This window comes from Micromonospora sp. NBRC 107095 (assembly GCF_030269705.1).
Taxonomy (GTDB): Bacteria; Actinomycetota; Actinomycetes; order Mycobacteriales; family Micromonosporaceae; genus Micromonospora; species Micromonospora parva.
Map to the genome: position 1 here is coordinate 2,366,464 of NZ_BSTU01000001.1, position 22,331 is coordinate 2,388,794.

Sequence of the window (22,331 nt, forward strand, 5' to 3'; positions counted from 1 at the left end):
AGCATGATCATGCGACGTGGAGCGTCCGTCGGCGCGGTATGGTGAGGGCTCTGTTGTCGGTGAGGGCCCGGGTGCGCCGCTAAGCACCCCTCAACATGATGTCAACTCTGTCCGGCGGAGTCGCCGGCGCGGCGTGAGCGCCGCCATCCGGGTCCGGCCGAGGCGTGAGCTGCGCGCCGCCCGCCGTTCCCGGCCACACCGCTGCTGGGGTCACCTGATCGCCGCGCCTCTCTGGCCCCTGCACGGCGCGAACCTGGGCACCCTGTTGCGCACGTGCGACGCGGTCGGCGCCTGCCTCGCGGTGCCTCCGTTCCGCTGGGTGGACGAGGCTGTGGCCCGGGGCAACACCCTGCGCCGGCCGAGCTGCGTGCACCGGGTCGGCAGTCCGCTGCGCTGGCTGGCCGCCGAACGGGCCGCCGGCACCCGGGTGCTCGGGGTGGAGTTGGCCGATGAGGCCGTGCGGCTCGGTGATCTGCCCGCCGCTCGGGGACGTACCGTCGTGCTGCTGGGGCATGAGGCGACGGGCATCCCGCCCGAGGCGCTCGACCAGTTGGACGCGGCGGTCGAGATCCCGATGGTCGGCCACGGCCACAGCCTGAACGTCGCGGTAGCCGGCTCCCTGGTCCTCTACAAACTAGCCGGCCTCCTCTAAACCGCCCCGCCCCTTCCTCGCGTCGATCGTGCCGTGGGGTGGGTGGGGCCGGGGGGTCAGGCGACGTTGTGGGGGCGGAACTGGACGCTCACCCGGGGGCCGACCGGGCGGTTGGTCTTCGGGATGGCGTGCTCCCAGGTGCGTTGGCAGGAGCCGCCCATGACGATCAGGTCGCCGTGGCCCACCGGGAAGCGGAGGCTGTCACCGCCACCGCGTGGGCGCAGCAGCAGCGGTCGGGGCGCTCCGAAGGAGACGATCGCGACGATGGTGTCGCTGTGCGCCGAGCGGCCGATGGTGTCGCCGTGCCAGGCCACGCTGTCGCGCCCGGAGCGGTAGAGGCACAAGCCGGCGGTGACGAAGGGCTCGCCCAACTCGGGCGCGTAGTGACTGGTCAGCGCGGCCCGCGCGGCGGTGAGCACGGGGTGGGGGAGTTGCCGCGCGCCGTCGTACCAGCAGAGCAGGCGCGGCACGTCGACCTCGGCGTCATACATGGTGCGCCGCTCGGCCCGCCAGGGCACCTCGGTGAGCAGGGTGTCGAGGACCGGGTCGGAGCCACGCACCCAGCCGGGGAGGTGGTCGACCCAGGCGCCCCGGCTGAGCTGGTGTCGGCGGATCTGGCCGGGCAGTGGCCCCAGTGTGGGGCCGGCGTCGGCCAGGTCGAGCATCGACGGCTGGTAGGCGGCCTGCGTCATGCAGCCACCCTAGCAGCCGTTTCGTACACCCGTGCGAATCGTGGTGGTGGTCTGTCGTGGTCAGCGCGTCGCGGCGACACGCACCGCGTCGAACACCGCGTCCACGACCCGGGCCCGGCCCTGCCCGTCGACGGTGGACCAGGCGCGCGCGGCGAGCGTCGCCCGCCGCTGCGGCGCACTGAGCAGCCCGTGCAGGGTCCGCGCCGCCGTGGCGCGGGCGGCGCGTCCGGCGACACCGCCGGCGGTCAGCTCCGGCAGTTCGCCGAGGCCGGCTGCCAGGCCGTGCCGTACCACCCGGGTGTACGACTCACGTTGGTTGTCGACCACGCAGACCAGGGCGCTGGGGGCGCCGAGGCAGCAGAGTTCCCAGGTGGACGTGCCGGCGGCGCTGACCACCAGGTCGGCTTCGGTGATCAGGGCCGGTAGCGAGGTGGTGGGCGGGACCGGTCGGATGATCTGCCCCCGGCCGGGGGTGACGTCCTCGATCTCCGCTTCGATCTCGGGTCGCCCGACGATGACCGTGAGGTCCATCGGGTGACCGGCGGCCACCAGCACCCGGGTCAGCACCGGGGCGGCACCCACCGCGTCGGTGCCGCCGAAGAAGGCCAACACCCGGGGGCGGCTGACCTCCGTGGCGGGCGGGGCGACCGGCGGTCGGGCGTTGATCACACTGTCGCGCAGCAGGGCGTACCCGCTGCCGGCGAGCAGTCGACCCGGCAGCCCTGGCAGCTCCGCGCCGAAGTTCTGGTCGAGGTAGAGGTCCGCGACCTGGCCCCGGCTGTCGCCGTCGACGATGGCGACCGTGTACACACCGGCGGCGCGCAGCGCGCCCGCTCCGGCCGGGTCCAGGTCGTAGGAGTCGAGGACCAGCACGTCCAGTTCGTGTCGGCGGGCCGCGTCGACCAGGTCGGCCGCCGAGTCCGGGCCGGGGAGCAGCGGGATGCCCCGCGCGGCCAGTTCCGCGGTGGCCCAGTCGAGCCGTTCGACGGTGCCGAACACGGTGACGTCGGCGCCCCGGGCGAGAAATTCCTCGGCGAGCGCCAGGCAGCGGACGAGGTGGCCGACGCCGCGTCGGGGGCCGGCGTCGCAGCGCAACCCGACCTTCACTGTGCTCAGGACTCCTCCAGTTGCTTCTGGCGGACGTCGGCGTTGAGCGCGCGCAGCCGGGGCTGACCGTCGAGCCAGTCGGTGAGCTTGGCCAGCGGCACGCTGACGTCACCGAAGTGGTCGATGATCGCGCTGACCAGCGCCCAGTCCTGCTCGGTGTCGAGGGTCAGGCGCAGTGCGGAGCGGTCCGGGGTGAGCGTCACCCCGAGCACCCGGAACAGCTCCGGGTGGGTGTACGCGTACGAGGTGACGTGCACGCGGTGGTGGTCGGTGGCGAGCCGGCCCAGGGTACGGAGCGTCTCCGCTCGGATGATCTCGACGTCCAGCCCGCGGGGCAGGGTCCGGGCGATCGACGTGCTCGCGTAGTCCAGCCCGGGGACCGCCCGGTACACCGACGCGACCAGGTTGATGATCTCCGGGTCGAGCAGCGGGCAGTCGGCGGTGAACCGCATCACGGCGTCCCCCGGGTGCGCCGCGAGGGCGCCCACGAACCGGTCCAGCACGTCGTCGACCGGCCCGCGGTGGCACGGCACGTCCAGCCGCGCGCACTCGCCGGCCACCGCGTCGTCGACCGTGTCGGTGCTGGTGGCGACCACCAGGTCGGCGAGGACACCGCTGTCCTGGGCGGCGCGGACCACCCGGCCCAGGACGGTCCGTCCGGCGAGCGGGCGGAGCACCTTGCCGGGCAGCCGGGACGAACCCATGCGCGCCTGCACGATGCCGACGATCCGTGGCCGCGTGCCGGTCCCGGGCGGCGGTACGCCGGTCACTGCTGCTCCTCCTGCTTCGGGGCGAGCACCGCGGTGGCGCGACGTTTGGCGGCGCGGGCGCCCCGCTTGGCCAGCCGGGCCGGGGTGATGGCGAGCCGACCCACCCGGTAGCTGATCGACCCGCTGAGCAGGCTGATCGTGGTCTCGGCCCGGCGCAGCGCCCGTTCCCGTGAGGTGAGCAGTTCCTCGGTCCACGCGGTCAACGCGGCCAACCGGGTGAGTTCCTCGCGCTGGCGCAGCCACGCCTCACGCAGCTGCTGGTAGCTGTGCCCGCCGACGGGTGGGTCGGTCGGGGCGACGGCGTGCAGCTCGGTGGCGAGGTCGGCAGTGCCGGCGGCGTCCAGCCCGTGCAGGGCCGCGGCGATGGCCGCCTCGGCCTCGACCGCCTCGCTGACTGTCGCCCGGTCGAGGTCGTGGCCGGCGAGGCCGCCGAGCACCACGGTCAGGCCCGCCACGTCGAGGGTGGACGGCCACGGATGCGCGTACCCGCCGGTGAGCAGGCCCGCGGCGAAGCGCCACAGCGCGCGGGCGAGCACCACGTCGGCCGGGAGCGCGGCGGTGACCCGCCAGCTGGGGTCGAGCACCGCGTACCGCTCGCCGTCGAACACGACGTTGTCGGTGCCGGCCAGCGCCGCCGCGCCCGCGATCCGGCCGTCGGTGTCGGTCTGGTCGGCGAGCCAGCCCGCGTACCCGCGCAGCAACGCGCGCGTCGTGCCCAGGTCGCGGCGCACTGCCGCGTCGAGCAGCACGGTCCGCAGCAGCCGGCCGGAGGGCACCGGCCCGGACAGCGCGTCCGCGTCCCGGTACGCGGCCGCCCCGCTGGCGAACGGTGCGCCGGCCGGCGTCCTCGGGTCGCTGGTGGGTATGAGTCCCCAGCGCCAACCGGAGGGGCCGTGCAGCACCTCGAGCACGCCGATCCCGGGACGGCCGGTCTGCACGAGCGCCACCGGCAGGTCCCGGTCGTCGGTCGGCGTGCTCGGGTCCTCGGGGTCGGCGGGGCGGTGGGCGAGGGTCAGCCAACCCGGTGCGAGGTCGGCGGCGCGCCCGGCGTGCAACGCGTCGACTGCCAGCCGGGCCGGGTCCTGGAGCACTGTGGCGCTGGTGAAACCCCCGGCGCAGGCACCGTGCAGCACCGCGTCGAACAGACCGGAGCCGGCGTCCCGGTCCAGGTGGTCGGCGTCCAGCAGGGCCGTCGGGGTGCTGACATCGGGGTACGCGGCCCAGCACGTGGCCGGCATCAGCCCTGCCACGCTGAGCCGCTCGCGCAGCTGGTCCCGGTTGGCCGGGCGGGCCCGGTCCAGCACGCCGCCGATCGCCCAGGCGGCATCGTCGCGGCGGGCGTACCAGGGGGTGGTGTCGACCAACCGGTGCAGGCCCAGCGGGTTGTCCAGGCGCAGCAGCAGCGCGCCACCCGGTCGCAGCACGGTGACCAGTCGGGCCAGCACGCCGTCCCAGCCGAGCTGGATGCCCTCCACCGACTCCACCGGGTCCAGTCCGGCGGCCGCGATCACCACGTCGTACGTGTCGTCGTCGGGCAGCCCGGCCGGGCCACCCACCACCAGGCGGGCCGCCCGGTGCGCCAGCGCCACCGCGTCCGGGTGGCTGCGCAGCAGGCAGGTCACCTCGGCGTGGGCGAGCTGGTCGAGCAGCGCCGGGTCGTGTGGGCCGGCCACCAGGACCCGGGCGCCGGGCGGCACCAGCCGGGCGGCCAGCGCGGCGAGCGGCCCGCCGTCAGCCAGCCGTTCCTGCGGCAGGTCGGACCAGGCCAGCATCTCGCCGCCCGGCAGGGTGATCCGGCCGGCGGGTGCCGTCTCAGTCGTCACGGTCTTCCTCTTCCTCCTGGAGGTTCGCCCAACCGAGCAGCTCGCGCAGCTCGGCCGGCGTGCAGCGGTGGTCGGTGCCCAGCTCGGCGCGGGCGATCCCGACCGCGGTGGGCAGGTCGACAGTGCTGCCGTGCAGCTGCGGCCACTGCCGCCGGATCCGCGCGGTGCCGCCGAAGGTGGGGTCCTCGTTGGACAGGATCATCGGGTCGCCGTAGACGGCTGGCTCACACCCCGCCGCGATGCCGTAGAAGATCGCGCTGGTCAGCCGGTTGGAGGCGACCCGGCGGTGCCGGCGCAGCTCGGTGAGCTGCCGGTCGAGGAAGTCCGGGTCGGTGTCCTTCCACCAGTGCCCCCGGTAGCCGTGGCAGATCACCCGGAACCCGGCGCGCTCGTAGAGCCGGCGCACGTTGCGCATCCGGTACTCGTGCCAGTAGAGGCAGACCGTCACCGGGCCGGGTTCGGTGTCCCGGATCAGGGCGATCAGTTTGCGGTGGTCGCCCTTGACGTGCTGCCCCTCCCAGCCGTGGAACGGGTACCAGATGGTGCCTTCCCGCTCCTCGGCCGGTGGTTCCTCGGGTCGCATAGCCAGCAGGTAGACGAACGGCGCGCCGATGACGACCACGTTGCGTCGCCCCACCGACCAGGCCCGGCGACGGGTCTGCTCGGACCAGAGCAGGCTGGGGGTGCGTTCGGCGTACGGGTGCCCGGGGGCCAGACCGTCACCGATGTTCCAGCCGTGCTGCACGTACCCGTTGATCCGTGGTGGGTGCCGGTCGCCGAGGCCGGCGTAGCGGGCCAGCACGTGCGCGTGGCCGTAGAAGTGGTTGGCGTGGTGCATCAGGTTCCCATCAGGCGGCGGTACGCACCGAGCCGACCCGCACCGCGGCGGTCAGCGCGTCGATGACGCGGTCCTGGTCGGCGTCGCTGAGCCCCGGATAGAGCGGCAGCGACAGCTGTTGGGAGTAGAACGACTCGGCCACCGGGCAGGAGCCACGTCGGTAACCCAGGTCGGCGAAGGCCGGGTGCCAGTGCACCGGGATGTAGTTGACCTGGACCCCGATGCCGGCGGCCCGCATCCGGTCGTACACCTCGCGGCGGCGACCGTCGAGCACCCGGATCGGGTAGAGGTGCCAGGCCGGGTCGGCCCACGGTTTGCGGGTGGGCAGCAGGACGCCGTCCAGGTCGGCCAGCGCGTCGTCGTAGCGGGCGACCAGGGCGCTGCGCCGGGCGGTGAACTCGCCGAGGCGACGCAGTTGACTGCGGCCCAGGGCGCAGAGCACATCGGGCAGTCGGTAGTTCAGCCCGAACTCGTGGACCTCGTAGTACCAGCCGCCCTCGTCCTCGACGCGCAACTCGTCCCGGTCGCGGACCACGCCCACGCTGCGGAACCGGCGCGCCCGTTCCAGGATCTGCGGGTCCAGCGCGGCGACGGCGCCACCCTCGGCGGTGGTCAGGTTCTTGGTGGGGAAGAACGAGAACGTGGTCAGGTCGGCGAGCGAACCCACCGGCCGGCCGTGGTACCTGCCGCCGATCGAGTGCGCCGCGTCGGCGAGCAGCAGCGCGTCGCTGCCGGCCATCGACGTGCGCAGCGCGTCGTAGTCCGCCGGGTGCCCGGCGTAGTCCACCGCCGCGACGACAGCCGTCCGCGAGGTCACCGCCGCGGCGGCCGCCGCCGGATCGAGGCAGAACGTCTCCTCCTCGACGTCCGCGAAGACGATCTTCGCGCCGAGGGCGGCGGCACTGCTGGCCGTCGCCACGAACGTCATCGGCGAGACCACCACCTCGTCGCCCGGCCGCACCCCGGCGGCCGCGTACGCCACGTGCAGCGCCGCGGTGCCGTTGGAGACGGTGGTGACGCCCACCCCGCCGGTCCACCGGGCGAGGTCGGCCTCGAACGCGGCGACCTGCGGGCCGGTGGTGAGCCAGTCGCCGCGCAGCACACTCGCCACGGCGGCGATGTCATCCTCGGTGACCGAGTGCCGCCCGTACGGGAGCATCCCCGTCATCCGTTGATGCCGAGCATGTCGCGCAACTGCTCGACGGTGAGCCACTCGTCGTTGGTGTCCGACTGGTAGGCGAAGCCGTCCGGCACCGGGTCGCAGTCGACCGGCGCCTGGTAACCCCAGGTGGCGATGGTCGGCTGGACGATGAACCGCCCCTCGGCGCGCAGCGTCCGCCGGCTGTCGTCGGGCGCGATCATCTCCTCGTGCAGCTTCTCGCCCGGCCGGATTCCGATCTCGTGCGTGGTGGCGTCCGGGGCCACTGCCTCGACCAGGTCGAGGATGCGCATGCTCGGGATCCGTGGCACGAACAGCTCGCCACCCTGCATCTGGTCGAACGAGTCCATGACGAACTGCACGGCCTGGTCGAGGGTGATCCAGAAGCGGGTCATCCGCTTGTCGGTGATCGGCAGGCTCTTGCCTTCGGCGGCCAGCCGACGGAACAGCGGGACGACCGAGCCGCGGCTGCCCACCACGTTGCCGTAGCGCACCACCGCGAACCGGGTGGGGTGCTGGGCGGCGTAGTGGTTGGCTGAGACGAACAGCTTGTCGCCGACCAGCTTCGTCGCGCCGTACAGGTTGATCGGGCTGGACGCCTTGTCGGTGGAGAGCGCGATGACCTTCTTGACGCCGGTCTCGATCGCCGCGTCGACGACGTGCTGCGAGCCGGTGATGTTGGTGGCGATGTACTCCGAGGGGTTGTACTCGGCGGTGTCCACCTGCTTGAGCGCGGCGGCGTGCACCACGTGGTCCACACCGTGCATGGCCCGGGTGAGACGGTGCCGGTCCCGGATGTCGCCGATGAACCAGCGCAGCCGCGGGTCGTCGCCGAGTTGCTGGCGCAGCTCGTACTGCTTGAGCTCGTCGCGGGAGAACACCACCACGCGGGCGGGGTCGGCCTCGTTGAGGATGTGCCGGAGGAACGTCCTGCCGAAGGAACCAGTTCCCCCGGTGATCAGAATGGACGATCCATTCAACTCACTCAATGTGGTGCTCCCGTGTTCGTGGATGAACGAGCGGCCCTGGGCCAGCCGACCGGGGTGACACGCTAGCCATGGCGGGTTAACTCCTCGGCGCTCGCGGGTGAACCGCAACCTCTGCTCCTGTGAATGCCGGACACCGCGCAGGCGAACACTTCCGGCCGCCCCGGATGTGGGCTGACCTGGCCGGATCCGACCGCTACAGTGGCCGCGCGAACGACCGGCGGCAGTGCGCGCGACCCGGTCCCGCGTTCACCCGACATCCACACCAGCTCGGTGCGAGCGGGCCAGCCAGTGCAGCACCGACGTCAGCCGACGAGCCTGACGGGTCGGCGCGGGGCCTGGTCCGGCCGGCAATTCTGGAGGCGTTGATGGCACCCGGTAGTGACGTGATCGACCGGCCGGTGGTGGTGGCCGAGACGCCCAGCGGCCCGCCCGTCCGGCGGTGGCTGGTGCCGCTGGTGCTGCTGGTCGGGTGGGTGCTCAGCGTGGCCTGGCGGATGTGGTTGTCCCGGCACATCGTGCTGCCGATCGCGCACACCGACGAGGACAGCTACCTGAACACCGCCCGCGCGCTGGCCGGCGGCCCGGGCGGCTTCAGCAGCGAGAACGATCTGCTGCGTCGGGTCGGCTACCCGATGCTGATCTCGCCGGCGTTCCTGGGGGACCGGGATTTCACCGACAGCTACCGGATCGTCCAGCTGATCAACGCGATGGTGAACTCGACGCTGCTGCCCCTGGCGTACCTGTTCGGTCGCCGCCTGTTCCAGCTGCGCCGGTCGTACGCGCTGCTCGGCGCGGTCGCGGCGGCGACCCTGCCGGCGACCGCCTTCTACGCGGGCGTCGCCATGATCGACGCGGTGCTGGCGCCGCTCGTGGTGGCCTGGCTGCTCGCCGTGCACCGCTGGATCGCCCGACCCGGCCCGGTCGCCGCCGCCACCGTCGGTCTGCTGGTCGGTGGGTTCCATCTGCTGCACTCCCGTGGCCTGGTGATCGTGGCCGTGCACGCCGGACTGGTGCTGCTGCTGTTCGTCCGCCGCCGGATCAGCCCACCCGTGGTGCTCGCGGCGCTGCTGCCGGTCCTCGCCATGGCGCTCGTGAACGAGGCCGCCATCCGCCACCTCGGCGGCCGGGTCTACCTGCTCGGCAGCACCCCCGACGGCAGCACCTTCGAGGCGCTCGCCTCCGCCCAGGGGCTGGTCCGTACGAGTGCGGCGGTCACCACCCAGCTCTGGTACCTCGTGGTGATCACGTTCGGGATGGCCGGGGTGGCCTGGGCCGGTGCCGTGCGCGAGCTGTGGCGCCCCCGGCACGGCGACGCGGGCCGTTGGACGATGGGGGTGGCGCTGGTGGTCACCGTCGGGGTGGCCGGCGGCGCGTCGGTGATCCTGTCCGGCATCACCGGCAAGCCGTTGGACGCCATCTACGGCCGCTACGTGCAGATGCTGGCGCCGTTCTGGCTGCTGGTCGGGCTCGGGGTGCTGTTCACCGCCGGGTGGCGGGTGGTGCGGCGCCGGGCGGCCGTCGCGGTGGCGCTGCTGGTCGGTGGCGGTGCGCTGGTCGCCGCTCGACTCGCCTATGTGGACAGCCAGGGCCACCGGCTGCGGTACGGCGGTTTCAGCGCGCCGGACCTGATGGCGTTGACCGGGGGCTGGCGGGAGCTGCGACCGGTGGTCGGTTCGCTGGTCGGGATCGCCGGCTGCGTGCTGCTGGTCGCCACGGTCCGGGTGCCCCGCCTGCGGCTGCCGATCCTCGGCGTCCTCGTGGTGGCCAACCTCGTCACGATGCAGGTGATCGACCAGCGGATCGTGCGACCGGTAGCCGACCACACCCAGCCGACGCCCCGGGTGGCCGATGTCGGCGTACGCCCCGGTGAGCGGGTGTGGGCCTCGACCGGTGTGCAGTACATCCTCCGGTTCAACCTCAGCCATCAGGTGACCTGGACCGACGTGCGGTGGTTCGGCGACGGGCGACCGCCGGCGGTGGCGCAGGTGGTCTTCGCCCGCTGGGCGCCCGGGCAGGCCGACGACTGGGACGGAACGGCGTACGGCTTCGTCCGGCTCGGCGGCAACCCGGAGCAGCACTGGGCGGCGTGGCGGCGGGTCTGATCCGCCATGCCCCGGTGGAAACCGCTGTCCGTGAACGGCGGATGTCCACCGGAAGCACTGTCGGTTAATGATTCCGGTCCATTACGCGAAAGCGTCCGGCAATCAGCGCTGGCGGCGATCCTCCCGAGCCAGGGAAATCGGGATGACGGTGATTTCCCGGCCGTCGGCCAGCTCCTGTTTCGGGGTGCCCTCGACGAATCGGAAACGCCGGTTCATCTGTCGTACGACGGTATTGTGACCGAGCACCTCGCCGTCGAGCCGGTCCAGGTGCAGACCGTCGAAGGCGTACTCGACGGCCTCCCGCATGACCCCCAGCCAGGCGGGCAGCGTCTCATCCCGCCCGGCCAGCCCCTCGGCGTCGAGATAGAACCCCCACGCCCCGGTACGCGGGCCGTCCAGCCGCAGGTCGAAGAAGGTGACCACGCCGCAGGGTCGGTCGTCGCGCACGTACACCAGCACCCGTCGGGACGGGTCCTCGCGGACCGCCGACCACCACCGGGCGTGCTCCTCGGCGGTGATCTCGTGACTGGTCTTGCTGACCTGTCGATTGGTTTTCTGATTACGCCAGGACAACATCAGATGAACGTCGTCCGTCGTCGCTTCGCGCAGCACGTGCGTCTCGCTTTCCTAGCCATTCACGTCGGGCCCCGGCACCTTACCCGGGCCTACCGGGAAATGGGATACGCATTCGTTGGGTTGTAGACTGCGGCGCATGAACGAATTGAGTCGCGCGCAGATCCGCGACCTCATGGCTCAGGTGTTGAAGAACCAGGACAAGGAGCTGCCGGGCGACGACGCCGCCCAGTTGCGGGAGATCGGCTTCCGGTCGCTCGACTTCTCCGAACTGGCGCTGCGGGTGGAGGACGAGACGGGGGAGGAGCTCAACTTCGACGCCCCCGGGTTGCGTCGCATCGCCACCGTCGGGGACGTCCTCGACTTCCTCGTCGAGCTGCAACACCAGTGACCGTCGCGACGTCGCGCCACGACGCCCCCGCGCCTGCGGAGCCGGCCGGTGTGGACAACCGACTCGTCGTCGGTGGCGCCGCGCTGACCTGGCGATCGCTGCCGACGCCCACGCTGCCCGACCCGGCGGCGGTGCTCGCCCGCTCGGCGGTGCACGCGCTCAGCGCGGCGAGGCAGCACGCCGTGCACGGCACCGAGCTTCTGCTCAGCACCGCGAGCCGGGTCGACGCGGCGCTGCGTACGGAGTTGCTGGAGGCCGGGTTCACCGTCGGCGTCCTCGACGACGACGGCGTGCACCCGAGCCCTCCGGCCCGGCCGCGAACCGCCGAGCCGGGCCGGCTCTGGCTGCTGACCTCGGGCTCCACCGGGCGTCCGAAGCGGGTCGGGCACACCCTCGACACGCTGACCACCGTGCGGATCGACCAGCCCGGCCGGACCTGGCTGTGCCCGTACGCCCCCGGCACGTACGCCTGGTGGCAGGTGGTGACCCTGTCGTTGACGCAGCCCGGCCAGCACCTCGTGGTGGTCGAGCCCGACGAGTTGGACGACTGGCCCGGCGTGGCCGCCGCGCACGGGGTCGACGCGGCCTCGGGCACCCCGACCTTCTGGCGGCGCACCCTCTACCGCGACGCCGAGGCGCTGGCCCGGGTGCCGCTGCGCCAGATCACCCTCGGCGGTGAGCCGGTCGATCAGGCGATCCTGGACCAGCTGCGGGAGGTCTTCCCGGCGGCCCGGGTGTCCTGGATCTACGCGTCCTCGGAGGTGGGGGCGTCCATTGTGGTGCACGACGGGCGGGCCGGGTTCCCGGTCGACTGGCTGGACCGGGACACCCCGGGCCGGCCGACGCTCTCCGTCGACGACGACGAGCTGGTGGTCACCTCCCCGTACCACGGTGCCGGTCTCGCCGGCCCGGTCCGCACCGGCGACCGCGTGCAGGTGCTCGACGGTCGGGTGCTGATCACCGGCCGACTGGACTCCGACGAGATCAACGTCGGTGGCAGCAAGGTCTCCGCCGGTGTGGTCCGCGGCGTGCTCGCCGGTCACCCGGCGGTGGCCTGGGCCCGGGTGACCGGCCGCCGGGCCCCGGTGCTCGGGCGGATGGTGGTCGCCGAGGTGGTCCTCGCCCCCGCCGACAGCGGTGTGCCGGATGAGGCCGCGCTGGTCCGCTGGTGCGCCGACCGGCTTCCCGAGCACGCGGTGCCGCGCCGCATCCGCGTCCTGACCGACATTCCCGTCAAGGAGACCCTGAAGAGCGATGTCTGAGCCCGCCGACACCCAACTCGTCCCACCCAGCTCCGTGGTCCTCGTCTCCGGTGGTTCCCGTGGTCTGGGCCTGGCCATCGTCACCGACCTGCTCGACGCGGGCGTACGGGTGGCCGCGTTTGCCCGCACCCTCACCCCGGAGCTGGAGAAGCTCGCCGCCGAACACCCCGACCGGGTGCACGTCGGCGCGGTGGACGTCACCGACCTGCGGGCCGCGCAGAGCTTCATCCGCGAGGTGGAGCAGCACCTCGGCCCGATCGACGGCATCGTCAACAACGCCGCGATGGGGCAGGACTCCCTGCACGCGCACACCGCCACCGACGACATCGCCCGGATCATCGAGACCAACCTGACGGCCCCGTTGCAGCTGACCCGGCTGGTGATCCGCCGGATGCTCGCCAAGGGGCTGCGCGGCCGGATCGTCAACATCACCTCGATCTGCGGGCAGCGCGGTTTCCCCGGCCTCGTCGCCTACTCGGCCACCAAGGGCGGCATGGACGCGGCCACCCGCTCACTGGCCCGGGAACTGGGCGGCCGGATGCTGGTCAACTCCGTCGCGCCCGGCTTCTTCGCCTCGGAGATGTCCGCGGTGCTCGGTCCGACCCAGCTCGACCAGATCGTGCGCCGCACCCCGACCGGTCACCTGACCGAACCGGTGGAGGTCACCCCGGTGGTGCGGATGCTGCTGTGCGAACACACGAACATCAACGGCCAGGTCATCGTGGTGGACGGTGCCGCCTCCGTCTGACCTGCGACCGGTTGTGGAGCCGGCGCGGCACGACGACGTCGCCGTGCCGCGCCCGGTGCCGGGGCTGCTCGCCGCCGCCGAGCAGCACCTGCGTATCGGGTCACCGGCCACGATGGCCGACGCGGTGACCCGTAGTCACCTCGACGATGGACGGTGCGTCGGCTGGTACGGCCCACCGGTGCCCGGCTGGCGGGTGGCCATCGACGCGGAGCGCGCGGGCGCCCCGGTGCCCCCGGCTCTGGCCCGCCGGTTCGGCACCGGTGACTTCTGGGCCCGGTGGACCCGGGCCGAGTGCTGCGGCAAGCTGGCCGACGTGCCGATCGCGGTCTGGTGGCGACGCTACGGGCTGGGCACCCCGGCCGACGGGTCGGCGATCTGGCGGACCCTGCGGGTGGTCGACCTGGTGGTCACCGTCGGCTTCGCCCCCACCCAGGCTGGGCGGGGTGGGGCTTAGATCTGGTCCCAGGTCAGGGGGGTGCCGCGGGGGACGTCGGTGGTGAAGGTGCGGCCGAGGACCCGGTCGATCTCCACCGGGGGCAGGCCGCCGGCTGGGCGGATCGAGCGGACGTTGTGCGCGGTCACCGGATCGCCGGCCCGGACGTCCTCGACGACGAAGAGCGACCGGCGGAACCGCAGCCCCTCCCGCTCGGCCGGGGTCGGGCCGATCGCGGTGCCGCCCAGGGCCGCGTACGCCCGGCTTGACTCGGCGACCAGTGCCGAGAGCTCCGCCGGGTCCAGCGAGAAGTCCGAGTCCACGCCGCCGTCGGCCCGGTCCAGCGTCACGTGCTTCTCGATGAAGCAGGCGCCGAGCGCCACCGAGGCGACCGCCACCCCGATGCCGGGCGTGTGGTCGGAGAGGCCCACCGGTACGTCGAACGCACCGGCCAGCACCGGCAGCCGGCGCAGGTTGCTGTCGGCCGCCGGCGCCGGGTAGGACGCGGTGCAGGCCAGCAGGACGATGCCCGCCGCGCCACCGGCGCGGGCGGTGCGCACGGCGGCGTCGATCTCGGCGACCGTCGCCATTCCGGTGGAGATCACCATGGGCTTGCCGGTGCTGGCCACCAGTCGGATCAGCGGCAGGTCGACCAGCTCCGACGAGGCGATCTTGTACGCGGGCGCGTCCAGCGACTCCAGCAGCTCCACAGCGGTCGCGTCGAACGGTGACGAGAACACGGTCAGGCCACGCTCGCGGGCCCGTTCGAAGATCGGGGCGTGCCACTCGTACGGGGTGTGCGCGCGCTCGTAGAGGCGGTACAGGTTCTCCCCGCCCCACAGCTCGTGCCCGCGGGAGATCCGGAACGCCGGGGTGTCGACGTCGATGGTGATGGTGTCCGGCCGGTACGTCTGGAGCTTCAGCGCGTGCGCCCCGCTGTCGGCCACCGCGTCGACGATGGCCAGCGCCCGGTTCAGATCGCCGTTGTGGTTGCCGGACATCTCGGCGACCACGAACGGTCGCTCACCGGCACCGACCGCGTGCGGTCCGATCTTGATTGTCGCCGTCATTCCGACCTCTGCTCAGGTACGCCCGCACCGGAGTGCGGTGGTGCTGTCGTCGTCCACCCGGCGGGCGGACGACCTGGAAAACCACGGTGCCGGGTGCCGCCCCGGCGCTCGACCTGCAATGCGGTGGGGTCGATCACGGCAGCCGGCCACCGGCCAGCGCGTCACGGCGCTCCGGGGTGAGCGCAGCGTCGCGTGTCGGGGTGACGTCCGCCCGTCGGCCCGGTTCCTCGTCGACGGCTGGCGAACCGCCGTCGACAGCCGCCGGGCCCGGCCGACGCAGCCGACCGGCGACCCGGTGGGCCTGGCGCAGCGCCGAGTACGCCAACCAGTCACCCCGCCCGACGAGGCGGTGCTTGAGCCCCGTCGCGCCGGGGGGCAGCGGGTAGCCGCCGGTGGGCAGGTACCGGCGGTAGTGCGCGGCGGCCCGGTGGAAGAAGTCGCGCCGCAGGTGCGGGTGCATCCGGCCGTCGTTGCCCACCACCACCAGGTAGTGGCTGATCATCAGCTCGAAGAGTTCAGCCTGCAACCGCTCGTCCGGGTGTTTCCGGGCGACCCAGTCCATCAGCCGCTCGTACTGGGCGAAGGCGTCGAAGTGCCGGCTGCTGCGGGTGGAGGTGATCGCGCCCTGGCGGCCCTGCCGGTACAGGTAGCAGACCCGGTCCAGCACGGAGATCTTCTCGGCCCCGATCAGCAGCGGGTGGCTGAACGGGATGTCCTCGTACCAGCCGGGGAAGAAGCGCAGCTCCAACTCGTCCATGAAGTCCCGGCGTACCACCTTGTTCCAGGCGGTGTGCTGCACCCGCAGCAGGCGCGGCTGATCGGCCAGCCGGGTGACGTCGGTGATCCCGCGCAGCAGCGGGCTGCTCGCATCGACCTCCCGCCGACCGTCCTCGTGCACCCGCAGGTGGTCGAGCATCAGCACGTCGGGCTGGTGCTGGCGCAGCCGGTCCAGCACCGCCGCGATGGTGCCCGGCGGCAACCAGTCGTCGCTGTCGACGAACCAGACGTACCGGCCGGTGGCCACGTCGAGCCCGGCGTTGCGGGCCAGCCCCAGGCCCACGTTGCTGCTCAGGTGCACGACGCGGACGCCGTCGCGACCGGCCGCGTACGCGCGGAGCATGTCGCCGCAGCCGTCCGGGGAGGCGTCGTCGACGGCGATCAGCTCGACCGCGTCCGACTCGCCCGCCGGGATGTCGGCCCGGATCGACTCAAGGCACTGATACAGGTACGCCTCGACGCCGTACACGGGCACGACGATGCTGAGCAGCGGTGCGTGCGTCGGCTCATTGACCACGCCCGCCACCTTCGACGACCCGGGTGGCCGGCCCCGGAACCTGACGTTGCCGCCGATGGTGGAGTCCCTGAACTCCCGGGCAGCGGAAGGTTAACGCCGACCGGCGGGCGGTGCCGTGGCGTGGAAAACGGCGGGTGGGACGCGTCCGGTTCACCCGGGAGTGACCCGGTAGGGTGCCTCGGTGCGGCCCTGCCGGGCCGTCGCGGGCGTCGCCGTCGCGCCGTCCGACGCCGCGCCGAGGAGGCTACGACAGTGCTGGTGACCCTGCCGAGCGCCGGGATCCCGGCATGACGAGCGTCGCCGCGACGTCGGCCGCCCCGCCCGCCCCCGCCCTGCCGCGGCTGCCGTCGCTGACCGGGCTGCGTTGGATCGCCGCCCTGCTGGTCTTCGGCTTCCACGCGGGCACCATGCGGATCATCGCCGAGCCGGACTACAAGGCCGTGGTCGACGCGCTGTTCACCCTGGGCCTCTCCGGGGTGCAGTTCTTCTTCATCCTCAGTGGTTTCGTGCTGGTCTGGTCGGCCCGGCCGGGTGACTCCCGGCTGACCTTCTGGCGGCGGCGGGTCGCCAAGATCTACCCGAACCACCTGGTGCTGTGGGCGGCGACGCTGGTGGTCGCCTGGTGGTTCGCCGACCCGGTCCTGCCGGCGGCCGCGCTGGAGAACCTGCTGCTGCTGCAGGCCTGGGATCCCCGGCCGGGCTGGTTCTACAGCATCAACACCGTCAGCTGGTCGCTCTCCTGCGAGTTCTTCTTCTACCTCTGCCTGCCGCTCGCCCTGCCGCTGCTGCGCCGGGCCCGGCCGAAGCTGCTCTGGGCGCTGATCGTCGCGCTGCCGCTGCTGATCCTCGCGCTCTGGCCGGCGCAGGAGCTGGTGCCGGAGGTGAGTCGGTGGTGGTTCACCCAGATCTTCCCGCCGGTCCGGTCGCTGGAGTTCTGGTTGGGCGCGGTGGCGGCCGAGTTGATGCGCCGAGGGCTCTGGCGCGGTCCGGGTCTGGCCGTGGCCAGTGCGATCTTCGTGGTCACCTGGGTGGCGGCCGCGCAGTGGATCCGCGCCGAGTTGTGGACCACGTTGCTCGCCGTCGCGTACCTGTTGGTGATCACCGCTGCCGCTGACGCGGACGTGCGGGGTCGGCGCTCGCCGTGGCGGTCCCGGCCGTTGATCTGGCTCGGTGAGGTCTCGTTCGCCTTCTACCTGGTGCACGTGCTGGTGATGACGAGCGTGCTGCGGTGGAGCGGGGACTGGGGGACCGGCTTCGCGGGCTGGCGTGGGCCCGCCGTGGTGCTCGGCTTCCTGGTGGCGAACCTGATCCTCGCCGGGCTGCTGCACCGCTTCGTCGAGACCCCGATGATGCGCCGGCTCGCACCGCGCCGTCCGGCCCGGTCCGCGCCCGTCCCCCGGCAACGCGCGGCCGGTGCCGCCGGTGACGGCGACGCACCAGCCCCCGAGAGCGGAGCCGCCGACGAGGTCGGTCAGGCCAACGGTCGATCACCGTACGCCGACCTGCGCTGACAGCGTCCACCCTGGTCACACGGGTCGGCGCGGCGCGATCCGACACGCCCGTGGTCGGTGCGCCCGGCTCGGCGTGACGGTAGCGTGGGGACGTGCTTCCGGTCGCGTTCACCTGTCCGCTGTGGTGGGTGGCGCGCTGGGCGACGCGGGTGCTGACCAGCCTCGCCGTCGTCGCGGCCCTGGCGCTCGGCGCAGGCCCGGCCACGGCCGCCGCGTCGACGCCCAGCCCGGTGCCAACGTCGAGCGTGGTGTCGGCCTCCGCCGCCGTCGGGCCGCTGGCGGCCTCCTGTCGGCACGTCGGGGCGCACGCTGCGGCGTGCCCGGCAGCGGCGATCCCACAGGACGCCGTCGAGGAGGCTGCTCCCGCCTGGGCTGTCGACTCGCCCGGGGCGCTCCCCGAGGAGCCGGGCGTCATCGCGACCGGCGTGCTTCCGGTCCGCGCGGCGGAGTCCGACCGGCTGCCCCTGGTCGACAGTGCGAGCGGTCGGGCCTGCCGGGCCCCACCCCGGCACTGAGCCACCGGGACGATCGTCCCGCCGCCGCGCCTGTCGCCCCACCCGCTTCCCACCCGCCGACCGGTGGCCCTCCGTGGCCCGCCGGCCGGTGCGGCCCCATCGCACTGCTCTCTTCCTGAGGTGCCGACCATGGAGACCGTCGTCTTCTACCAGTTCGTGACCGAGGTGCCGCGGGCCGCCGCCATCTGGTCGACCCTGGTCCTGCTGACCCTGGGCCTGCTCACCGTGCTGGCCGCCCGTCCCGAACGGGACCGGCCCGCTGACCCGCTCCCGGCCGCGCCCACCGTTCGGGAGGTGGCCGCCGCCGAGGCCGCCGACCTGCGCCGCTACGCCGAGGAGGTGGCCGTCGCCGCGGCCGGCGCGGCGACGACAGCCAAGCGGCGACGCGCCGCCTGGCTGAGCGCCCAGGAGCAGATGGAGCGGGCCTGGACCGGGTACGACGCGGCGGACACCGCCGCGCGTCGCTTCGCGGGCGCCGGGGCGCTGCCCACCCCACGGACCCCGCACACCCCCGCCGAGTACGCGGCCCGGGAGCGCTATCTGCACCGGGCGGCGATGGCGGCGTACTGGCGGGGTGACCTGAGCATGGCGCAGCTCGGTGACGTGTTCGGGCACCGGCACGGCTGGGATCCCCGACGCCACCCGGTCGAGCAGGAGGTGCTGATCAGCCGGGTGGTCCGGGATGCGCGGCTGGCCGACTACCAGGTGGCCGCCGACCGTGAGCGGGCCGCCTGGCGTGACGCGGAGTTGGCCGCCGAGTCGGCTCGTACCCTCGCCGAGGAGGCGTACGCGGCGGCGGCCCGGCTGCGCCCCGACCCGGCGCCCGCCCGCCGGACGGTGGCCCGGGCGTTGCGTCCGGCCGTCGTGGCACGGTGGCGCCCGCTCCGGGCGGGTTGAGCCCGATCTGTGATGTGAGGCCGGTCACGCAATTGTGAAATCGGACGCCGGGCGCGAGCCGCGCCATTGTTCCCGCGATTATGGTGGCGTTCTTCGTCGCCTGTCCGGTTGTCGCCCGCAGGCGCGCCCGTAACCGGTTGTCCCATCGAGTCACATCATCGGCAATACGCGCAGAAATTGCCGCGCCAATTGAGGTTTGCGCAGGTGAACCTCGCTTGGCAGGGCGTGTGGGCGGCCAGTAGTGTCGTCCCGTCCGGTGCGGTAACCGATCGCAAGACGCGACGCCGCACCGACCCGCTTAATCGTGATCAACGAACCGGGGACCCATCAGTAAGTCCGGGGTGAATCCGCGAGCCACGGCCCGCGGTAGGGCGATCTTCCCGCCCGAATCCGTCAGCTAACCCGGTAGGCGGTGTCGGAAGGAGTCCCATCCTCGTGCAGCACCTTTCCACCCCTCGGTTGTTCCCTCGCCTCCACGGCGCGGCGGTGCACCCGCTCATTCGTCCAGTGACGGTGAGCTGACCCCCCGGGTCATCGCCTTCCCCGCCCGGCCACGCCGGGCGTTCCCCTGAGCGGTTCACCATCCGCGGACCACGGTCCGCGCGCTGGCGCCTGCCCGGATACCGGTCCGGCCCCGGTGTGCCGCTCTCCCCCCGATCCGTGGAGGACCCCGTGAAGCACACCCTGCAGCGTCAGCTCCGCCGCCTCGTCACCGAGCGCCCGTACCAGATCGTTGCCGCCTCCGCCGCGGCCCTCGCCATCGCCACCACCGGCGGCGCCCTGCTCACCACCGCCGACGACGCCCCGGCCGACCAGCGCACCGCGACCACCGTCGCCGAGATGCGCAGCGACGTCGCCGCCTCCCGTGGCGACGCTCGGGACGCGTCCCCCTCGGCCAGCGTCGCACCGACCACCGCCGCGCCGACCACCAGCGCCGCGTCCCCCGCCGCGAAGGCAAAGATCAACCCCGACCTGACCCGGAAGCCGACGCCGCCGAAGCCGCCCGCGACCAAGGTGCTCGACTACGACTACGAGGCGCAGAACACCTACTACAACTGCGGTCCGGCGGCCACTCGCAACGCGCTCAGCGCCGCCGGCATCGACCGCACCCAGGAGGAGCTCGGCGCCGAGCTGGGCACCACCGAGATGGGCACCAACTCGGCCGAGGACACCACCCGGGTGCTCAACGCCGAGGTGAAGGGCTCCCCGTACCGGACCCGGATGTTCCCCAGCGCGCCCAGCCCGGCGCAGATGGACCGGCTCCAGGCCGACGTGGTGAAGGCCATCACCGACGGCCGGGGCGTGGTCGCCAACGTCGTCGGGGACGCCACCGACACCGACGGCGGCTGGCACTCCTACGGCGGCGGGCACTACATCGCCGTCGTGGGCTACAAGGACAACGGTCGCACCGTGCGGATCGCCGACTCGGCGAACCCAGCCGACCCGTCGTACTGGATCACCACCATCGACCTGGCCAACTGGATCACCAGCCGGGGCTACTCCGCCTGACCCGGGCACGCTGACCGTCGCGGGCGTCGTCCCCCACAAGGGGCCGGCGCCCGCGGCGTCTTCGACTGTGCGGTCAGTAGGTGATGAAGCCGTACAACGCCTTGTGGTTCGACTTCGTCCCGACCACGGTGTGGTCGACGGCGGACGACTGCACACTGCCCCTGACGAACAAGTAGTCGATCTTGCTGGAACCGTTGGTGGCCGCCGACCCGTACCCGGTCATGCCGTAGCCGCTGAGCGTGCCGGGGGCGATGCCGGTGCGGTTCGCGTCGATGCCCACCACGCGGATCGTCGACGCGTTCAGCAGCGTGGTCGCGTCCGCACCGAGGTGGATGCCGCTGTTGGCGATGCCCCGGTCGCCGTCGCCGGCGCAGGCGTTCTGCCGATTCTCCTGCGGCAGGTGCATCGTCGCGGCGAACACACTGGTGCCGGTCGCCTTGATGGTGAAGCGCGCCGCGATCGCGCTGGTCCGCTTCCACTTGTAGTAGTCGGTGCTGTCCGGGTCGCTGTTCGGCGGCTTGTACAGCGTGCACCCGGCGCCGTTCGCGTACGCCGTGCCCGGCTTGAGCCAACCCGCGCTCCAGTACTTCGAGATGTCGCCACTGGCCAGGTTGAGCGTGCGCTTGTTCCAGATGATGCCGTTGGTCTGCTTTTTCTTGAGGTCCCCGAGCGACTGCGAGCTGCACTTGTGCGTGCTGCCCCACGGCTCCGGGTCGTCCCACGCCACGATCGCCCCGTAGCTGCCCGCCGGGTAGCCGAACTTCGCCGACAGTTGGTCGGCGTACGCCTCGGCCTGGCCGGTGCCACGCACCTGCTGCACGATCAGGATGTCGGGCGCCACCACGCCGCTGGTGCCCGTGCGACCGACGTCGTCGACCAGGATCGAGGTCAGGTGGTCCGGTCCGGAGATCCGGGTGCAGCTCCCGTCGGAGTTGTTCACCACCAGGTTCTCGATGTTGTTGTTGTAGACCCGCAGCACCCGATCGGCCGCCGCGATCGTTGCGACGTTCGGTGCGGCCACGTCCGATGGCGTCGCGGACGCCCAGTGCGGTACGCCGAGCGTGACGGCTGCCAGTGCCGCGACCAGCGCCGACCCGTACATCCTGTACACAGTGGCTCCCCTCGGGACGGAATCGACAGATGGCTCTGTCCGTCCGGCCCGGAACTCTACAATGGATCATGGTTTCGTGGGGGCGGCGTGGATGACGGCTCTCGTACCAGGCCGTGAACCGTGGGAGACTGCGGCCGTGGTGGATGAATCGGGTGGTCAAGCCGGTCGCGGGCGGGTCCTGCTGCTCCTGCACGGGATGGGCACGACCGGGGACGTCTGGTTGCCGTGGGCGCCGCTGCTGGAGCAGCGCTGGGCGGGGCGGTGGCTGGCACCGGACCTCGCCGGCCACGGCTGGGCGGCACCGCTTCAGTCGTACACCTTCGCGGGGTTCGCCGACCAGATAGCGCGCGGCCTGGCACCCGGCGACCGGCTCGTCGTGCTCGGGCACTCGCTGGGCGGGGTGGTCGGCCTCGCGCTGGCCGCCCGCGCCGCCGGGACGCCGGTGGACGCCGTGGTCGGACTGGGCATCAAGGCCGTCTGGTCACCCGACGAGCTGACCCGCGCCGCCGACCTCGCCGCCCGCCCGGTCAGTTGGTTCGCGACCCGCGCCGAGGCGGCGCGCCGCTACCTGCGGGTCTCCGGGCTGGCCGGCCTGGTCCCGCCGGACGCCCCCGTGGTGGACGCCGGGCTGCGCCAGGTCGACGGCCGGTGGCGCCTCGCCATGGACCCGACCGCGTTCGCCGTCGGCGAGCCCGACCTGGCCGCGCTGCTGGCGGCGACCGACGTGCCGGTGCTGCTGGCGCGCGGGGAGCACGACCCGATGGTCACCGACGAACAGCTCAAGGAGTATGGCGTGCCCGTCGCCACCCTGCCCGGCCTCGGCCACAACGCGCACGTCGAGGACCCGACGGCGGTGCTGGCGCTGCTGGATCCGTACCGCTGAGC

22 protein-coding genes and 1 riboswitch are annotated in these 22,331 nt (G+C 72.8%); of the genes, 11 read left to right on the plus strand and 11 right to left on the minus strand.

What is annotated here, in order from left to right; translation table 11 throughout:
• Positions 1 to 133 precede the first annotated feature (133 nt).
• A complete protein-coding gene (locus tag QSK15_RS11010; protein ID WP_285794067.1) occupies positions 134 to 652 on the plus strand; it encodes a TrmH family RNA methyltransferase in 519 nt (172 codons plus the stop codon).
• A 56-nt stretch (positions 653 to 708) separates the two neighbouring features.
• Here the strand turns inward: QSK15_RS11010 and QSK15_RS11015 are convergent, their stop codons facing one another.
• From QSK15_RS11015 to pseB, 7 genes are read right to left on the minus strand one after another with little or no spacing between them, the layout of a single operon-like run.
• A complete protein-coding gene (locus tag QSK15_RS11015) occupies positions 709 to 1,344 on the minus strand; it encodes an alpha-ketoglutarate-dependent dioxygenase AlkB (protein ID WP_285794068.1) in 636 nt (211 codons plus the stop codon).
• Between the two features lie 60 nt (positions 1,345 to 1,404).
• Entirely contained in the window at positions 1,405 to 2,460 is a 1,056-nt protein-coding gene (locus tag QSK15_RS11020) for a PseG/SpsG family protein (RefSeq protein ID WP_285794381.1), read from the minus strand.
• The gene (locus QSK15_RS11025; protein WP_285794069.1) at positions 2,457 to 3,221 is read right to left on the minus strand and encodes a cytidylyltransferase domain-containing protein; all 765 of its coding nucleotides are present in this window, start codon (positions 3,219 to 3,221) and stop codon (positions 2,457 to 2,459) included. The genes QSK15_RS11020 and QSK15_RS11025 overlap by 4 nt, the downstream gene beginning before the upstream one ends.
• The gene (locus QSK15_RS11030; protein ID WP_285794070.1) at positions 3,218 to 5,044 is read right to left on the minus strand and encodes a class I SAM-dependent methyltransferase; all 1,827 of its coding nucleotides are present in this window, start codon (positions 5,042 to 5,044) and stop codon (positions 3,218 to 3,220) included. Before QSK15_RS11030 ends, QSK15_RS11025 begins: the two co-directional genes overlap by 4 nt.
• A complete protein-coding gene (locus QSK15_RS11035; protein WP_285794071.1) occupies positions 5,034 to 5,882 on the minus strand; it encodes a hypothetical protein in 849 nt (282 codons plus the stop codon). The genes QSK15_RS11030 and QSK15_RS11035 overlap by 11 nt, the downstream gene beginning before the upstream one ends.
• A gap of 10 nt (positions 5,883 to 5,892) precedes the next feature.
• Positions 5,893 to 7,050, minus strand: coding sequence for a DegT/DnrJ/EryC1/StrS family aminotransferase (locus QSK15_RS11040; RefSeq protein ID WP_285794072.1), 1,158 nt, complete (start codon positions 7,048 to 7,050; stop codon positions 5,893 to 5,895).
• On the minus strand, positions 7,047 to 8,030 hold the full coding sequence (gene pseB, locus QSK15_RS11045) for a UDP-N-acetylglucosamine 4,6-dehydratase (inverting) (protein WP_285794073.1): 984 nt from the start codon (positions 8,028 to 8,030) through the stop codon (positions 7,047 to 7,049). The genes QSK15_RS11040 and pseB overlap by 4 nt, the downstream gene beginning before the upstream one ends.
• A 365-nt stretch (positions 8,031 to 8,395) precedes the next feature.
• Between pseB and QSK15_RS11050 the strand changes: the two genes are divergently transcribed.
• Positions 8,396 to 10,132, plus strand: a complete 1,737-nt coding sequence (locus QSK15_RS11050) for a glycosyltransferase family protein (RefSeq protein WP_285794074.1) — start codon at positions 8,396 to 8,398, stop codon at positions 10,130 to 10,132.
• Positions 10,133 to 10,234: 102 nt separating this feature from the next.
• Here the strand turns inward: QSK15_RS11050 and QSK15_RS11055 are convergent, their stop codons facing one another.
• Positions 10,235 to 10,708 (minus strand): GNAT family N-acetyltransferase, encoded by a 474-nt coding sequence (locus tag QSK15_RS11055; RefSeq protein WP_285794075.1) that lies wholly within the window; start codon positions 10,706 to 10,708, stop codon positions 10,235 to 10,237.
• Positions 10,709 to 10,844: 136 nt separating this feature from the next.
• On the opposite strand from QSK15_RS11055, the gene QSK15_RS11060 reads away from it, so the two are divergent.
• From QSK15_RS11060 to QSK15_RS11075, 4 genes are read left to right on the plus strand one after another with little or no spacing between them, the layout of a single operon-like run.
• Entirely contained in the window at positions 10,845 to 11,096 is a 252-nt protein-coding gene (locus QSK15_RS11060) for an acyl carrier protein (RefSeq protein WP_030335845.1), read from the plus strand.
• On the plus strand, positions 11,093 to 12,358 hold the full coding sequence (locus tag QSK15_RS11065; protein WP_285794076.1) for an AMP-binding protein: 1,266 nt from the start codon (positions 11,093 to 11,095) through the stop codon (positions 12,356 to 12,358). The genes QSK15_RS11060 and QSK15_RS11065 overlap by 4 nt, the downstream gene beginning before the upstream one ends.
• On the plus strand, positions 12,351 to 13,106 hold the full coding sequence (locus QSK15_RS11070) for an SDR family NAD(P)-dependent oxidoreductase (RefSeq protein WP_285794077.1): 756 nt from the start codon (positions 12,351 to 12,353) through the stop codon (positions 13,104 to 13,106). Before QSK15_RS11065 ends, QSK15_RS11070 begins: the two co-directional genes overlap by 8 nt.
• Entirely contained in the window at positions 13,090 to 13,560 is a 471-nt protein-coding gene (locus QSK15_RS11075) for a hypothetical protein (RefSeq protein ID WP_285794078.1), read from the plus strand. Before QSK15_RS11070 ends, QSK15_RS11075 begins: the two co-directional genes overlap by 17 nt.
• Here the strand turns inward: QSK15_RS11075 and pseI are convergent.
• Both pseI and QSK15_RS11085 read right to left on the minus strand, forming a co-directional pair.
• A complete protein-coding gene (pseI, locus tag QSK15_RS11080; protein ID WP_285794079.1) occupies positions 13,557 to 14,609 on the minus strand; it encodes a pseudaminic acid synthase in 1,053 nt (350 codons plus the stop codon). The genes QSK15_RS11075 and pseI overlap by 4 nt on opposite strands.
• Before the next feature lie 133 nt (positions 14,610 to 14,742).
• Positions 14,743 to 15,903, minus strand: a complete 1,161-nt coding sequence (locus QSK15_RS11085; RefSeq protein WP_285794080.1) for a glycosyltransferase family 2 protein — start codon at positions 15,901 to 15,903, stop codon at positions 14,743 to 14,745.
• Positions 15,904 to 16,190: 287 nt separating this feature from the next.
• Between QSK15_RS11085 and QSK15_RS11090 the strand changes: the two genes are divergently transcribed.
• The 4 genes from QSK15_RS11090 (at position 16,191) to QSK15_RS11105 (ending at position 20,335) form a co-directional block, all read left to right on the plus strand.
• Positions 16,191 to 17,414, plus strand: coding sequence for an acyltransferase family protein (locus QSK15_RS11090; RefSeq protein WP_285794081.1), 1,224 nt, complete (start codon positions 16,191 to 16,193; stop codon positions 17,412 to 17,414).
• A gap of 92 nt (positions 17,415 to 17,506) precedes the next feature.
• A complete protein-coding gene (locus tag QSK15_RS11095; RefSeq protein ID WP_285794082.1) occupies positions 17,507 to 17,929 on the plus strand; it encodes a hypothetical protein in 423 nt (140 codons plus the stop codon).
• 129 nt (positions 17,930 to 18,058) lie between these two features.
• Positions 18,059 to 18,826, plus strand: a complete 768-nt coding sequence (locus QSK15_RS11100; RefSeq protein WP_285794083.1) for a hypothetical protein — start codon at positions 18,059 to 18,061, stop codon at positions 18,824 to 18,826.
• A gap of 285 nt (positions 18,827 to 19,111) precedes the next feature.
• Positions 19,112 to 19,253: riboswitch (cyclic di-AMP (ydaO/yuaA leader) on the plus strand.
• A gap of 233 nt (positions 19,254 to 19,486) precedes the next feature.
• Positions 19,487 to 20,335: a C39 family peptidase gene (locus QSK15_RS11105; protein ID WP_285794084.1), complete on the plus strand. Its 849-nt coding sequence runs from the start codon at positions 19,487 to 19,489 to the stop codon at positions 20,333 to 20,335.
• Between the two features lie 73 nt (positions 20,336 to 20,408).
• Here QSK15_RS11105 and QSK15_RS11110 read toward each other — a convergent pair whose 3' ends face one another.
• A complete protein-coding gene (locus tag QSK15_RS11110) occupies positions 20,409 to 21,446 on the minus strand; it encodes a hypothetical protein (protein WP_285794085.1) in 1,038 nt (345 codons plus the stop codon).
• 136 nt (positions 21,447 to 21,582) lie between these two features.
• Between QSK15_RS11110 and QSK15_RS11115 the strand changes: the two genes are divergently transcribed.
• A complete protein-coding gene (locus QSK15_RS11115; protein WP_285794086.1) occupies positions 21,583 to 22,329 on the plus strand; it encodes an alpha/beta fold hydrolase in 747 nt (248 codons plus the stop codon).
• Positions 22,330 to 22,331 lie beyond the last annotated feature (2 nt).

What these genes read in the sequence shown, in the direction of transcription:
- QSK15_RS11090 (WP_285794081.1), top strand. Translation starts at nt 16,191, where the DNA reads ATGACGAGCGTCGCCGCGACGTCGGCCGCCCCGCCCGCCCCCGCCCTG.
- QSK15_RS11070 (WP_285794077.1), top strand. Translation starts at nt 12,351, where the DNA reads ATGTCTGAGCCCGCCGACACCCAACTCGTCCCACCCAGCTCCGTGGTC.
- QSK15_RS11040 (WP_285794072.1), bottom strand. Translation starts at nt 7,050, where the DNA reads ATGACGGGGATGCTCCCGTACGGGCGGCACTCGGTCACCGAGGATGAC.
- QSK15_RS11050 (WP_285794074.1), top strand. Translation starts at nt 8,396, where the DNA reads ATGGCACCCGGTAGTGACGTGATCGACCGGCCGGTGGTGGTGGCCGAG.
- QSK15_RS11100 (WP_285794083.1), top strand. Translation starts at nt 18,059, where the DNA reads ATGGAGACCGTCGTCTTCTACCAGTTCGTGACCGAGGTGCCGCGGGCC.
- QSK15_RS11015 (WP_285794068.1), bottom strand. Translation starts at nt 1,344, where the DNA reads ATGACGCAGGCCGCCTACCAGCCGTCGATGCTCGACCTGGCCGACGCC.
- QSK15_RS11060 (WP_030335845.1), top strand. Translation starts at nt 10,845, where the DNA reads ATGAACGAATTGAGTCGCGCGCAGATCCGCGACCTCATGGCTCAGGTG.
- pseI (WP_285794079.1), bottom strand. Translation starts at nt 14,609, where the DNA reads ATGACGGCGACAATCAAGATCGGACCGCACGCGGTCGGTGCCGGTGAG.
- QSK15_RS11055 (WP_285794075.1), bottom strand. Translation starts at nt 10,708, where the DNA reads ATGTTGTCCTGGCGTAATCAGAAAACCAATCGACAGGTCAGCAAGACC.
- QSK15_RS11035 (WP_285794071.1), bottom strand. Translation starts at nt 5,882, where the DNA reads ATGCACCACGCCAACCACTTCTACGGCCACGCGCACGTGCTGGCCCGC.